Annotated in this window: 15 protein-coding genes; 13 read left to right on the plus strand and 2 right to left on the minus strand. The window is 34.2% G+C overall.

The window, feature by feature from the left end; translation table 11 throughout:
• Window positions 1–52: 52 nt before the first annotated feature.
• The 3 genes from tuf to ACS5L2_RS06565 all read left to right on the plus strand — a co-directional run bounded on the left by tuf (window position 53) and on the right by ACS5L2_RS06565 (window position 3289).
• A complete protein-coding gene (gene tuf, locus ACS5L2_RS06555) occupies window positions 53–1339 on the plus strand; it encodes a translation elongation factor EF-1 subunit alpha (protein ID WP_459201221.1) in 1287 nt (428 codons plus the stop codon).
• Between the two features lie 46 nt (window positions 1340–1385).
• Window positions 1386–1694: a 30S ribosomal protein S10 gene (gene rpsJ / locus ACS5L2_RS06560; protein WP_012194059.1), complete on the plus strand. Its 309-nt coding sequence runs from the start codon at window positions 1386–1388 to the stop codon at window positions 1692–1694.
• A gap of 281 nt (window positions 1695–1975) precedes the next feature.
• Window positions 1976–3289, plus strand: coding sequence for a phosphomannomutase/phosphoglucomutase (locus ACS5L2_RS06565; RefSeq protein ID WP_459201222.1), 1314 nt, complete (start codon window positions 1976–1978; stop codon window positions 3287–3289).
• Between the two features lie 61 nt (window positions 3290–3350).
• Here the strand turns inward: ACS5L2_RS06565 and ACS5L2_RS06570 are convergent, their stop codons facing one another.
• On the minus strand, window positions 3351–4436 hold the full coding sequence (locus ACS5L2_RS06570) for a formate--phosphoribosylaminoimidazolecarboxamide ligase (protein WP_459201223.1): 1086 nt from the start codon (window positions 4434–4436) through the stop codon (window positions 3351–3353).
• A 118-nt stretch (window positions 4437–4554) separates the two neighbouring features.
• Between ACS5L2_RS06570 and rnhB the strand changes: the two genes are divergently transcribed.
• From rnhB to ACS5L2_RS06595, 5 genes are all read left to right on the plus strand, one after another.
• Window positions 4555–5271, plus strand: coding sequence for a ribonuclease HII (gene rnhB, locus ACS5L2_RS06575; RefSeq protein WP_459201224.1), 717 nt, complete (start codon window positions 4555–4557; stop codon window positions 5269–5271).
• Window positions 5271–6143, plus strand: a complete 873-nt coding sequence (locus ACS5L2_RS06580) for a tRNA (adenine-N1)-methyltransferase (protein ID WP_459201225.1) — start codon at window positions 5271–5273, stop codon at window positions 6141–6143. Before rnhB ends, ACS5L2_RS06580 begins: the two co-directional genes overlap by 1 nt.
• Window positions 6144–6241: 98 nt before the next feature.
• Window positions 6242–6532: a PspC domain-containing protein gene (locus ACS5L2_RS06585; protein ID WP_459201226.1), complete on the plus strand. Its 291-nt coding sequence runs from the start codon at window positions 6242–6244 to the stop codon at window positions 6530–6532.
• Window positions 6533–6579: 47 nt separating this feature from the next.
• A complete protein-coding gene (locus ACS5L2_RS06590) occupies window positions 6580–7650 on the plus strand; it encodes a transglutaminase-like domain-containing protein (RefSeq protein ID WP_459201227.1) in 1071 nt (356 codons plus the stop codon).
• A gap of 216 nt (window positions 7651–7866) precedes the next feature.
• Window positions 7867–8043, plus strand: coding sequence for a hypothetical protein (locus ACS5L2_RS06595; RefSeq protein ID WP_181492478.1), 177 nt, complete (start codon window positions 7867–7869; stop codon window positions 8041–8043).
• Between the two features lie 22 nt (window positions 8044–8065).
• On the opposite strand, the gene ACS5L2_RS06600 is transcribed toward ACS5L2_RS06595, so the two are convergent.
• Complete coding sequence (locus tag ACS5L2_RS06600; protein ID WP_459201228.1) at window positions 8066–8698, minus strand: thymidylate synthase; 633 nt, start codon at window positions 8696–8698, stop codon at window positions 8066–8068.
• Between the two features lie 72 nt (window positions 8699–8770).
• Here ACS5L2_RS06600 and ACS5L2_RS06605 point away from each other — a divergent pair, with 72 nt between their 5' ends.
• The 5 genes from ACS5L2_RS06605 to frhG all read left to right on the plus strand — a co-directional run bounded on the left by ACS5L2_RS06605 (window position 8771) and on the right by frhG (window position 13997).
• Window positions 8771–9889 carry an amidohydrolase family protein gene (locus tag ACS5L2_RS06605; RefSeq protein WP_459201229.1) on the plus strand — a complete coding sequence of 373 codons (1119 nt, stop codon included), beginning with the start codon at window positions 8771–8773 and terminating at the stop codon, window positions 9887–9889.
• Between the two features lie 66 nt (window positions 9890–9955).
• Complete coding sequence (locus tag ACS5L2_RS06610; RefSeq protein ID WP_459201230.1) at window positions 9956–11224, plus strand: MBL fold metallo-hydrolase; 1269 nt, start codon at window positions 9956–9958, stop codon at window positions 11222–11224.
• A 203-nt stretch (window positions 11225–11427) separates the two neighbouring features.
• Window positions 11428–12672 carry a coenzyme F420 hydrogenase subunit alpha gene (frhA, locus tag ACS5L2_RS06615; RefSeq protein WP_459201231.1) on the plus strand — a complete coding sequence of 415 codons (1245 nt, stop codon included), beginning with the start codon at window positions 11428–11430 and terminating at the stop codon, window positions 12670–12672.
• 99 nt (window positions 12673–12771) lie between these two features.
• Complete coding sequence (gene frhD, locus ACS5L2_RS06620) at window positions 12772–13296, plus strand: coenzyme F420-reducing hydrogenase, FrhD protein (RefSeq protein WP_459201232.1); 525 nt, start codon at window positions 12772–12774, stop codon at window positions 13294–13296.
• Between the two features lie 14 nt (window positions 13297–13310).
• Window positions 13311–13997 carry a coenzyme F420 hydrogenase subunit gamma gene (gene frhG, locus ACS5L2_RS06625; RefSeq protein WP_459201233.1) on the plus strand — a complete coding sequence of 229 codons (687 nt, stop codon included), beginning with the start codon at window positions 13311–13313 and terminating at the stop codon, window positions 13995–13997.
• The last annotated feature ends 13 nt before the right edge of the window (window positions 13998–14010 follow it).

The following is a 14010-nucleotide window of genomic DNA, read 5'->3' on the forward strand; positions in this document are numbered from 1 at the left end:
ACTAAGGTATTACAAAAATCGACTAAAAATATGCTCTTATGGAGGAATGATTATGGCAAAAGAAAAACCAATTCTTAACGTTGCATTTATCGGACACGTAGATGCTGGTAAATCAACAACAGTAGGAAGATTATTATTAGACGGTGGAGCTATCGACCCACAGTTAATCGTAAGATTAAGAAAAGAAGCTGAAGAAAAAGGTAAAGCTGGATTCGAATTTGCTTACGTTATGGACGGTTTAAAGGAAGAAAGAGAAAGAGGAGTTACAATTGACGTAGCTCACAAAAAATTCCCTACACCAAAATACGAAGTTACAATCGTAGACTGCCCAGGCCACAGAGACTTCATTAAAAACATGATCACTGGTGCTTCACAAGCTGATGCAGCTATCTTAGTTGTAAACGTTGACGATGCTAAATCCGGTATTCAACCACAAACAAGAGAACACGTATTCTTATCAAGAACACTCGGTATCTCACAATTAGCTGTTGCAATCAACAAAATGGATACAGTAAACTTCTCAGAAGCTGACTACAACGAAATGAAAAAGATGTTAGGCGACCAATTGTTAAAAATGGTTGGATTCAACCCTGCAAACATGCACTTCGTACCAGTTGCTTCACTCCACGGTGACAACGTATTCAAAAAATCCGACAAAACACCATGGTACAACGGACCTACACTCGCAGAAGTTATCGATGGATTCCAACCACCTGAAAAACCAACAACCTTACCATTAAGATTGCCTATCCAAGATGTTTACTCAATCACCGGTGTAGGTACAGTTCCAGTAGGAAGAGTTGAAACAGGTATCATCAAACCAGGAGACAAAGTTATCTTCGAACCTGCAGGAGCAGTAGGAGAAATTAAAACTGTTGAAATGCACCACGAACAATTACCAAGCGCTGAACCAGGAGACAACATTGGTTTCAACGTAAGAGGTGTTGGTAAAAAAGACATCAAAAGAGGAGACGTTTTAGGACACACAACAAACCCTCCAACAGTTGCTGCAGACTTCACAGCACAAATCGTTGTTTTACAACACCCATCAGTATTAACTGTAGGATACACACCTGTATTCCACGCACACACAGCACAAATTGCATGTACATTCATGGAATTACAGAAAAAATTAAACCCTGCAACTGGTGAAGTTTTAGAAGAAAACCCAGACTTTTTAAAAGCTGGTGACGCTGCAATCGTTAAATTAATGCCTACAAAACCATTAGTTATCGAAAGCGTTAAAGAAATCCCACAACTCGGTAGATTCGCAATCAGAGATATGGGTATGACCGTTGCTGCAGGTATGGCAATCCAAGTTACAGCTAAAAACAAATAATTAGCTTAACTTTTTTCTTATTAAAACACGGAAAAAGAGGAATATTATGCAAAAAGCAAGAATCAAATTATCAAGCACACAACACGTTGAATTAGACGGTGTATGCGACCAGATTAAAGCTATCGCTGAAAAAACTGGTGTAGACATGGCAGGTCCAATTCCATTACCAACAAAAGCGTTGAAAGTTACAACAAGAAAGTCAACAGACGGTGAAGGTTCATCTTCATTCGACAGATGGACAATGAGAGTTCACAAAAGAGTTATCGACATTGAAGCTGACGAAAGAACCATGAAACACATCATGAAAGTTAGAATTCCTGACACAGTTCAAATCGAAATTGAATTGAGAAACTAATTTTAATTCGTTTAAATCGCAAAAGCCAGACGTATTGCAATCTGAGAGTTGAGGATTGCAATAAAACTTCCTTTTTTCAAATTATTAAATCAAAACATTTTTATAAAAATATTAATATAGAGAATAGTACCTCATTCCAGAGTGTGTGGGGAGTAGTTTTATTTTCGACCATTGTTCAGAGTAATTATGGTACAATATTCTTATTTTTTGAAAAGTTATTTAATCCCAATTTACATAAATGACATATAGATTTTTTATCGACATTTTAATGGTGGTTTAGATTGGTATTTAAGGCGTATGATATAAGGGGAATTTATGAAAAAGATTTAGACGATAATTTTGCATACTCTCTTGGAAAGCTTGTCGGAAAAAAATATGAAAATATAATGGTTGGAAATGATATTAGAATTGGTTCAAAAAAACTTTTAAAACCATTTATTTACGGCATCCTTGAAAATTCTAAAGTTTACTATGCTGGAGAAATTTCAACACCATTAATGTACTTTGGAACTCTTAAAAAATTTGACCTTGGAGTAATTTTAACCGCATCACACAATCCAAAAGAATACACTGGATTTAAAATGTGTGACATCAGTGCAATTCCACTCTCTCCAGTAGATGAAATAAAACCCGATTTTGAAATGTTTGAACTTTCAGAAAACCAGAAAAAGGAAATTGAAAAATTAGATTTGGAAAGTTTAAAAGTTGATATTTTAAGCGAATACGTTAAATTTTTCACAGAAAAAATTGAAAAAACGAATAGAAAAATTGCAGTAGATTTTGCAAATGGTGCAACTACCAATGCTGAAAAAAAGGTTTTAGAAAAAATCTTGGAAAATAAAATATTTATTAACGATTTTCCGGACGGAAACTTCCCTGCACACGAACCTGATACCCTCAAAAAAGAATGTTTGATTGATATTATAAAAGCTGTGAAAACCAACTCCTGCGAATTTGGCCTTATTTTTGATGGAGATGGTGACAGAATCGGAATGGTCGATGAAAAAGGAGAAATTTTAGCGGGAGATATACTAACTGCGATAATATCAAATGAAATTTTAAACGAAGTAAAAGGAAAAATTGTATATGATTTAAGATGCAGTAAAATCGTTCCTGAAACAATTTCAAAAAACGGGGGAACTCCGGTAAAAACAAGAGTTGGCCACTACTTCATAAAAAAATTGATGCATGAAATAGATGCGGAATTTGCAGGGGAGTTCAGCAATCACTTCTACTTCAAATCAGCAGGATACTTTGAAAGCCCATTATTAGCATTAAATTATATCTTAAAAGCTATTGAAAGAGAAGGAAAACCACTTTCAGAAATTTCAAAAATGTACAAAAAATATTTCCATAGCGGAGAAATAAACTTCAAAGTAGTCGATCAAAAAAAATCAATTGAATCTATCGAAAAAAAATACGAAAACATTTGTAAAATCGAAAAATTAGATGGAATTTCATTGTATTGTGATAAATTCTGGTTTAATGTGAGATCGTCAAATACAGAACCGCTTTTAAGGTTAAATTTAGAAGCAGAGAACGAAAAAACAATGAATGAGAAATTAACAGAAATAAAAGAGATAATAAATTCTTAAATTTTAAATAACTTTAAAATTCCAAAAATACTTTTTTTAAAAAATAAAAATTAGATTTAATTTAAGATATAACTTTGTCGATCATTTTAAGTTCAAGCGCTAATTTTATTTCTTTTGCAATTCTTTGACCCATGCTTAATGGTTCTCCAGTGTAAAGACATGAATAAGGACTTCCGTTCATAAACGTGTTTGTTCCACCGTCAACCCTTGCACTCATTTCAAATACAACGAGTTCTAAGTTTTCGTTGCATAATGATTGTAAACAGAACGGTCCAAGCATTCCAGGAGTTACAACTTCTTTTGCTTTTGCAACTAATTTATCGCCCATGTCAAATACTTGGGGTAAGAGACTTTCTCTGATTACAACAGGGAAGTTTCCAGTGATAACGTATGAAGGGTCGATGCTTAATTCGAGCTGGTCTTTTGCAGGAACTCTAACGAGCCCATCAATACTGCTTTCATACCTTCTGTCAATTCCCATTAATTCTACCTGATTTTTTAATGGTGAATAAAAGTAGTGAATACAGTAGTTTGCACCAACAACGTATTCTTCAATATGTGCTTTTTTAACGTCATCTTCTGTAAGGATACCTTTAGCTTTGAACTCGCCTATTTTTCTCCAGAATTCTTCAACAGTTGAACATGGGAAATATCCTCTGCCACCCCTTGCTCCGGGGAATTTAACCATTACAGGTCCGTCTATTTCATCAGGTCCGCCATATTTTTTTGGAATTCTAAGACCGCTTCCGCCCAAAAGCTGTCCTTCGAGATCTCTTTCAGCTTCCCATCTTAAAATAGCCCGGTTCCCAAACATTGGAACTTTAAATGTATCTTCTACGTTATCTAAACCACAGTAAGCAATGAATGAACCGTGTGGAACAATGATTGCGTTCATATCTCTTAATTGCTGTTGAACTTCTTCTTTTGAAATATCTGAAAATTTATCAACATATATAAATTTGTCCGCAACCCCGAATCTCTTGTACGGAACGTCCCTATCTCTTGTTGTTATAACTGCCGTTGAAAAGCCTTCTAATTTCGCACCTTTTAAGATGTGCAAGGACGTGTGGCTTCCTACCGTAACAATAGTTACCTCATCCTTGTTATACTTTTCAAAAATCCCCATTATTTCTTCTTTTGGAATCATTTTACCACCATTGTTCTATAGGGTATTTAAAATAGTTTTTTTAGACCAGAAAGAAATCATAAGTATATTCGTGTTACTGTTTTTTATATGTTTCCTGTTTAGTAATCTACGTGATACGATGAATGAGGATATTGAAAATTTAAATAATTCAGACAAATTTAACGGCAAAATCATTGTTGGACTTGATGAAGCAGGACGGGGCCCCGTAATTGGACCAATGGTCATTGCTTCGGTAAAAATTGATGAAAAAAATCTCCAAAAATTAAATGATCTTGAATTAAAGGATAGTAAACAACTTTCCAAAAAAAAGCGTGAAGAATTATATATAAAAATAAGCGAAATATGTGATGTTGAAAAGGTTGTAATCGACCCTGAAACAATCGACAGACAGATGGAAATTATAAACTTAAACAAAATAGAATTAAGCGCTTTTTCAAAACTTGCAAATCATTTTATCAAGGAAAACAAAAACATAAAAATTTACATCGATGCTTGCAGCAGTAACGAACAGTCATTTTCAAACCAGTTTAAAGCAAAGCTTATTAATAAAAACGTTGAAATCATTGCTGAACACAAAGCTGATGAAAATTACAAAATAGTGTCTGCTGCATCAATTATTGCTAAAGTAACTCGTGATAATGTTATTGAAGAATATAAAAAGACTTTTGGTGAAATTGGAAGCGGATATCCAAGTGATCCAAAAACAAAGAAATTTTTGAGAAATTACGTGCAAGAAAACAAGGGCCTGCCAAAAATTGCGAGAAAGAGCTGGGCAACTTCAAAAAACCTCTTAAAAGAAATTGAAGAATCTAAAATATTTCAATGGGTGAAATAATGGTTGATAAAAAACTGATTATGGATAATCGTGAGAAAAAGTACCTTTTAAATAAAGACCTTGATAACTTTGGAAATGACCTTGGAGTTGTTGATTTGGTGGGAAAAGAAGAAGGGTCAATTTTAATTACAAATAAAGGCGGAGAATTTTATTTAGTAACTCCAACGATTCACGATGTAGTTAAAAAGATGAAAAGAAGTGTTACAACACTCCTTCCAAAAGATATCGGGTTAATCATTGCTGAATGCGGTATCGAAAATGGAGAAACCGTTGTTGAAGCAGGTACGGGTTCTGCTGCACTTACCATCTATTTAGCAAATGCGGTTGGAAAAGAAGGAAAAATAATAACTTATGAAAAAAGACCGGAATTTGCAAAAATTGCGAGAAAAAATCTTGAGATAGTTGGGGCTGTTCGAAAAAACCAAAAAATCATTGGAATTGACGATGAAGACGAAGAAGAAATGGAAATTGTAGAGAACGGACTTTACAACGTTACCCAAAAAATCGGCGACATTACTGAAAAAATTGAAGAAGAAAACATCGATGTTTTAGTTTTAGACATGCCTGACCCCTGGAATGTTGTAGAACATGCTAAACACTCACTCAATAAGGCAAAAGGAAGAATTGCAATATATGTGCCTTACGTAGAGCAAGCTAAAAAAGGTGTTGAAGCACTAAAAGAACATGGATTTTTAGATATTAGAACTGTTGAATGTATTGTAAGAGACATTGAAATTTCAGAAAAAGGAGTGAGACCATCAACAAGAATGATTGGTCATACCGGATATATTACAACTGCAAGAGTCCGCCCTGAAAAAGTAGTGGAATATGTTCCAAAAAAACCAAAAGATGTAGAACCGTCCGAAGAATAATTAAAAATTAGATTTTTTCACTTAACTATTTTTTTAAATACTATTTTTTACAATAAAGTATAGAATAAAAAAAATTCGGCTATTTTTGAGGGATAATTATGAAAAGATTATACAGATCAGACAAAGAAAAAATGCTCTCAGGAGTATGCGGGGGGCTTGCAATCTACTTTAACATAGACCCTACACTCGTGAGGCTTTTATGGATAGTATTATTCTTTATGAACCCACTAATGATTGTTGTATATATTATTGGAGCAATGGTTATCCCGCTTCCACCAGAAGGAGTTATTTACAATTTTTCCGAAAAAACTGAAAAAATAAATCCCGAAACTGAAGTTGAAAAAGAAATTGAAAAGGACGTTGAATCCAAACCTAAAACTGAAGAATAATTCAAATAACTAAATCACTTTCAATTTGTTTATTTTTTGGTGTTATTATGAATTTAAAAACGAAAAATCTAATTTATATCATAATAGTTGGAATTTTAACTGGTTCTACGCTATTTTTTATCCAAAATTTTTCCGATAATCAGGACATTTCAGGAATACTTGAAAAGGTAGGGCTTGGTGAAGAAACTCCCGAAAAACTCCCGAAATATATTTTTGAAGATTCGATCGAAGTTTATTTGGCCCCTGAAGAACTTGAAAAAGTATCTTATTTAGCAATAACGCTAAAAGGAACTACAATCAAAGATTCCATCTGGAATACTATCCTCTGGGAAGAAGATAATATTAAATACAACTATTCAAAAACAGAACTGCCAAATCCCGAAGTTAAATACTGGGTAACTGGAAAAATAGAAGTTTCTGACCCATACAACAATACAATACAGAGCCCTGCCGAAACTCTTGAATTGAAATCTGGAATCTGTGGAGATTACGCACTGCTAACTTCAGCACTTCTTTTAAAAATGGAATACAGTCCTGTATATATATTAACTTTTGAATCAGAAGGAAATCCAGGTCACGCTGCCACTGCAGTTAATTTAAATGGAAATTACTACATTATCGACCAGCAACCGCCAATAATGGAGTTATATAATTATTTAGACTATAAAAAAAATGTTGAAGATTATTTCATAGATAATATCACGTTTTATAAAATTGAACTTGTAAATAATTCAGTTTACTATGAAAAAAGCTTTGAACCTGTTGGAAATTATAATGCTGTTTCAGAGGAATATTCAAACCTTCCAAACCTTTCAAGGTATTTAATGACATACTTTGAAAACGATTACGAAATAAAAAGTGATTACAACATACAGTACTTAGATTCAAAGGAATACTTACCAAATGATTATGAAAAAGGAATTACTGTTCAATATTTCTTTGAATTTGGAGGATATGACCCAATTTTTGAAAAACAATATGCAAAATGGGTATTTGAGTATATCAAGAATGATAAAACAGATAAAGAATATGATATTTCAGATTACAATTCCATCTGGATTAGAAGCTCCTACGATGGAGAAAAACTTAAATTAATAATAAATCTGGCTAAAAAATAATTATTTAAAACTTTAACACTTTTTTCGGCGTTATATAATAAAATCTTTTATTTTAGGGCATTTTTGTATGGGGTAGAATAAAAGTATTTCGATTTTTCTACAATAGTAACAATAATATAATAATTAAAAAATAATTATCTTTGTTGTATTACAATGTTTTTAATTTTAAAAGGGCTTTGTAGGCACAAATAACAAAGTTTATTGAAGGTAGATACCATGGGCGTTGGAAATTCAATAAAAAATGTATGGCGCGGGATACGAGGAAAACCAAGCACGGAACTTCAAGAAATAATTGACTGTTTTAAAGCAAGAGGTTCCTACAGGTGCATTGAAGACTGTATTGATTTTTTAGAACTTCATAAAAAGTTAAAACAGTTAAGCGGAAATAAATAAAATAATATTATTTTTGATTATTTTAAAACTTTTTTAAAGCATCAATATCTCGTTCGGAATAAACGTGCATAGATACTGAGTGGTGCGTGTATTTTACAAGTTCAATTCCCAATTTTTCAGCAACCATTTCACCAAGGGCAATCAATCCTATTGCATTTGCGTGAAATGCCAAAAATGCATCGTTTGATCTAAAGAGTACTGTTTGATATAATTTATTATCTCTTACTAAAAATTGCACAATCTGTAAACAGGGAACATCTTTTACAGCTTGGTCGATGTATGGATTCCAGGTAATTGCAATAGCTCGCCTTGAATTAATCTGTTCTTTTAATTTATTCACGATATATTCAATCTGGTCGTTTTTTAATTCCTTTTTGTCATTTGGATATTCAAAAATTCTTTCGTGGTAGTCGTAAACAAATGTTGCAGCACATCCATTTATCAATTGCTCGGTATACGATTTAACAGCCCTTTCTCCGAGAGGATATTTTTCCGAAATTGATTTGTCAGATGGATCAGTAATCTCAATAATCGTATTCATTATTTCTTTGCATTTCTGTCCATCTTCTGTAACCATCTCGGTTCCTTCTTCCATGATTTTTGGTATAAGTGCTTCAAATGCAGATTTAACAGATTTTTTCTTTATTGCGAGCATGATTTTCACCAACAGATAATATTTAATGGTTAAACTTCCATACTTTAAGTAGTTAGAATAAGGGTGCGAATTATGGTTTATTTAAATTCTAATTTTTTATATGGCGACGACTTCGAACCAAAAAAAGGAACCTTGGTTATAGAAGACGGAATTATAAAAGGATTTACGAGTGAACACCATTCAAACGTTTTAAATTACAAGGGGTTAGTCATTCCTCCCCTTATTAATTCCCATACTCATATTGGAGACAATAGTATTAAAGATATTGGTATTGGAAAGTCACTTGACGAACTTGTCAAACCTCCAAATGGCATTAAACACAAGTTTTTAAATAGTTGTAGCGAGAAAGAGTTGGTGCAGGGGATGTCAGAAGGGCTTTATGAGCTTGAAAATAACGGCGTTAAGGCTTTTTGTGACTTTCGTGAAAATGGAATTAATGGAATAAATTTACTTAAATCGGCATTTAAAAATTCCGATGTATCCATTAAACCCGTAATTCTTGGAAGGCCCACTAAAGGGGAAGAAAACCTTTTAAAAAGTGAAATAACCACCATATTGGATAATTGTGATGGTTTAGGATTAAGCGGTTCAAATGAGTATTCGGACCGGGAACTTAAGTTTATTTGTAAATTGGGGAATGAAAAAATACTTTCAATCCATGCAAATGAGCATAAGGGCTCAGTCCAGTATTCAAAAGAAAAATATGGAATTTCCGAAATTGAAAGATTAATAAATCTAAAAATAAAACCAGATTTTCTTATCCATGCAACTCATTCAAGTCCTGAAGATTTATCCCTGTTAAATGAAAATAAAATACCCGTTGTAGTATGCCCAAGAGCAAACGCCTCGTTTAATGTCGGACTTCCAGATATTTCCAAAATGTTGGAATACAATTTAAAACTTGGAATTGGAACGGATAATTTTATGGCAAATTCTCCATCCATTTTTAAAGAAATGGACTTTATCTACAAGATTTACCACATCAGTCCGAAAGAAATTCTTAAAATGGCGACAGTAAACGGTGCCGAGATACTTGGACTTCAAAATACTGGATTGATAAAAGAAGGATATAATCCAATATTTACGTTTATAAAAAATGAAAACATTCTAAAAACATCTAAAAACATTGTTGCATCAGTTGTTACCCGATTGGAAAATGGAGACGTTGATTCAAAGTTTTTAGCTTGTTAATTTTATTTAATTAATATTTTAATATTTAATTTAAAAAACTGTAATATACTAAATTTATGTGATATTATGACAATTGCTAAATTTCACGGTGGCTGCCACCAAATCGGAAAATCTTGCGTAGAGATAAACACTAAAAAATCAAAAATATTAATTGACTGTGGAATGGACCCTTCAGATAACGGGCTTCCAGATATTAACGACTCAGATGTTGATGCGGTTGTGGTTTCACACGCTCACTTGGACCACTGCGGTGCAATACCTTACTTTAACTTCAAAAAAATATACTGTAACCCGCCAACTGCGGATTTGATGTACAACGTATGGAAAGACACGGTAAGCCTTTCAAAAACATACAGAGAAGAAGATATCAAAAAATCGATGGATGTAATCAAAACTGTAAACTACAGGGAAGAAAAACAGGTTACTTCCGACATTAAAATGAAAATGTACGATGCTGGACACATTTTAGGAAGTTCCTCGCTTTATTTAGATATCGATGGAAAAAAATTACTCTATACCGGAGATATTAACGAAATTGAAACAAGAACTCTTCGTGCAGCTGACACAGACTTTGATGAAATCGATACAATAATTATTGAATCCACTTACGGTTCCCCATTAGATATAAAACCTGCAAGAAAAGTTTTAGAGAAACAACTCATTGATGAAATTTCTGAAACTATCGACAACGGCGGAAAAGTAATTATCCCTGTTTTTGCAGTTGGAAGGTCCCAGGAAATCATTGTTGTAATCAACAACTACATGAAAAGTGGTGCTTTAAAAGAAGTCCCAATTTACATTAACGGGTCTTTAACGCATACAACTGGAATGTACATGGGATATTCGGACTGGTTAAATCCAAAAATAAAAAATGCCATTGAAAACAGGATAAATCCGTTTGGAAACTTAATAAAAAGTAGCGATGAAGTTTTCAGTAAAGAACCATGCATTATTATTTCAACTTCAGGAATGGTTCAGGGAGGTCCCGTACTTCAATACCTTTCATTATTAAAAAATCCAAAAAATAAAATTATATTAACAGGATACCAAGCTGAAGGAACGATTGGAAGAAGCCTCGAAGAAGGTGCTACAGAAGTAAAACCGTTTAAAAGAGCAATCCCAGTAAACGGAAAAGTTGTAAAAATCGAGTTTTCTGCACACGCTGACTACAATTCGCTTCTGAGATTCATGAAAAAGATACCACAACCAAGTAAAGCAATAGTAATGCACGGGGAGCGATACCAAGCACTCTCCCTTGCAATGACAATATGGAAAACTTTAAAAATTCCTGCAATTGCACCATCCATAGGCAGCGTTTTACCGCTGTTTGATTAATTTCTTTTTTTATATTTTAAAACTCAATATTATTTTTAATATCTATTTTTTTAATAGCTATTTCAAAAATAAATAATTTAAATGGGTTTCTAAGTATTTAGTAACATATAATCCCGTATTTGCATTTTTAAAGAGGTATCCCTTTATATTATCCCCAAGAAAGAAAGTTTAATGTATGCATATTACCCTTGGAGGTGACTAAAGTGGCAGAACCTGTAACTATCAGCCCCACAACTAGACATGAGGGGCACGCTAAGCTAGTTTTGAACGTAGATGATGACGGGATTGTAACCAAGGCATTTTATCCAAATACAACTCCTGTAAGAGGTTTCGAAACCATGTTGCAAGGAAAACCTGCAGCATTCGGGCCTATTGCAGTTATGAGAATTTGTGGTATATGTCAGGCAACCCACGGTATTGCTTCATGTGAGGCAATTGAAAATGCTATTGATATGGAAATACCTAAAGATGGTATGATATTAAGAGAATTATTGGGTTTAGGAAATAGGATGCACTCACACCCATTACACCATTTGTTAATTGCAGATGACTTATTAAAACCTGAAGAAGCAGGAACATTAAGAGTAGATGCAATTAAATTAATCCAGAAAATGAGAAAAGCTGGACAGATGGTTGTAGATATTACTGGTGGAGAAGGAATTCACCCTCCAAACTTGATGGTTGGTGGAATGAGAACCAACATCACCGAAAGAGCAAAATCTAAACTCTACTATGCTTGCAGAGAATACGAAAAAGACTGCAACACAATGTTAGAAGTATTAGAAACATTAATCGAAAGATACTTAGAAGAAATCGGAATTCCTGATTTAGGTAAACACAATTATCCATACATTGCTACAGACACGACATTTGGTAACAGGGATGCTATCAACTGGAAAGATGTGACAGAAGTATCTGCACAGAGATTCTACGCAGCATACCCAGAAATTGCACAAACTGCAACAAACCAGATTCCATTCTACAGAGGAAACCCTGCAGAAGGTGGACCAAGAGCAAGAATGGTTAAATACGGAAACTTCAAATCAGGCGGCGGAGCAATGGATATCAACCTTGCGAGAGCATTAGAAAACTTTGAAGCTGTTAAACGATCATTAGAACTCATTGATGAATTAAATATTAACGGAACTGTAAGAGAAACACCTAACTTCTATAATGCAAAAGAGGAAGGCGGAATAGGTGTTCACGAAGCACCAAGAGCTACCAACACCCACATGGCTAAAATGGGCAAAGATGGTAGAATTGAAAAATACAACATCATTGCTGCTTCAACGTGGAACTTCCCGGCTGTTGAAAAGGCTATTGAAGGTTACCACCATAAATACGCGGAAGTAATTATGAGAGCTTACGACATATGAGCTTCATGTGCTACGCACGTCATCGTAAAAGATGAACAGACTAAAAAAGTTGTTGAAATAAGAGAATTCTAAATTCCTGAAAAGGACAGTCTTTAAAGGGAACCTTAATGGACCTTAAGAGACAGAAATTAACTCACGGTAATCAAAAAAAATCATTTCAACGGTATTGATATGGAATTCAAATTAACCCCTTCATACCTTTTAAAGGAAAATATGGTTCTTGCATGCGGAAATATCCTATTTGCAGACGATGGCTTTAGTGTCCATGTAATCGAAAAATTACAGGAAATACTAACTGAAGAAGAAAAGGAAAATATTGCACTTGTAGATGCAGGAGCGGGCGCTCCACAACAGGTGCTAACTTTAATCGACAGTGAATCCAAGACTAAGAAAATCATAGTCGTAGATATTATCGATTACGGACTGGAACCTGGAGAAATTAAGATACTTACAATGGATGACCTTCCAAAACCAGAACATACAAAAGTTGACAGTCACGACTGGCCGCTCTCAACTACCATGTACAGGGTTTTTAGAGATGCACCTCGTGAAATAGACTTTAAAGTTATTGGTTGTCAGAAAAAGTACGTTTCAGAACCTGATGTAGTACTTGAACTGTCAGAAGAAGTCCAGAATGCAGTAGATGTAGCCGTAGACATTATACTTTCCGAATTAAGGGGAAAACCAATCAACTAAGGGAGGAGAATATCATGGTAAAAGTTGCCCACGTGCAATTAAGTAGCTGCTGTGGGTGTCTAGTTTCCCTTGCAGACACCTATGAAAAGCTTTTAGATGTTTTAGGAGCTATAGATTTAGTTTACTCCCAGACGCTTGCTGATGTAAAGGAAGTTCCTGACGACGTAGACATAATCTTACTTGAAGGTAGCGTTTGTTTAAGCGACCACCACGCAATGGAAGTTGCACTTGAATCCAGAAAAAAAGCAAAAATATTAGTTGCTTTAGGAGCATGTGCTGCGAGTGGAAATATTACAAGATTTTCGAAAGGAAATCAGATGTCAAAACCAGTTCACGATTCATTCGCACCATTGACAGAAGTTGTGAAATGTGACTTGGCAATTCCAGGATGTCCACCATCACCAGAAGCTATAGTTGCAGTTGTTTTAGCGGCATTAAACGGAGATATGGAATATTTAGAACCATACGCAGAACTTGCAAAATATGGATCAGAAGCTTGTGGATGCGATTTGCTTGTAAAAGTAATCAACAAATCACTCTGTATGGGTTGCGGTTCATGTGCATCAGCTTGCCCTACAAGAGCAGTATCTATGGATGCAGGAAGACCATTAGTTGACAAGGAAATCTGTATAAAATGTGGTGCATGTTCAGTTCAGTGCCCAAGAATTAGATTCCCAGAATTAATTGAAAAAATAGAATAATTGCAATTATGGA

The sequence above is a fragment of the Methanococcus mangrovi genome, from assembly GCF_054506835.1.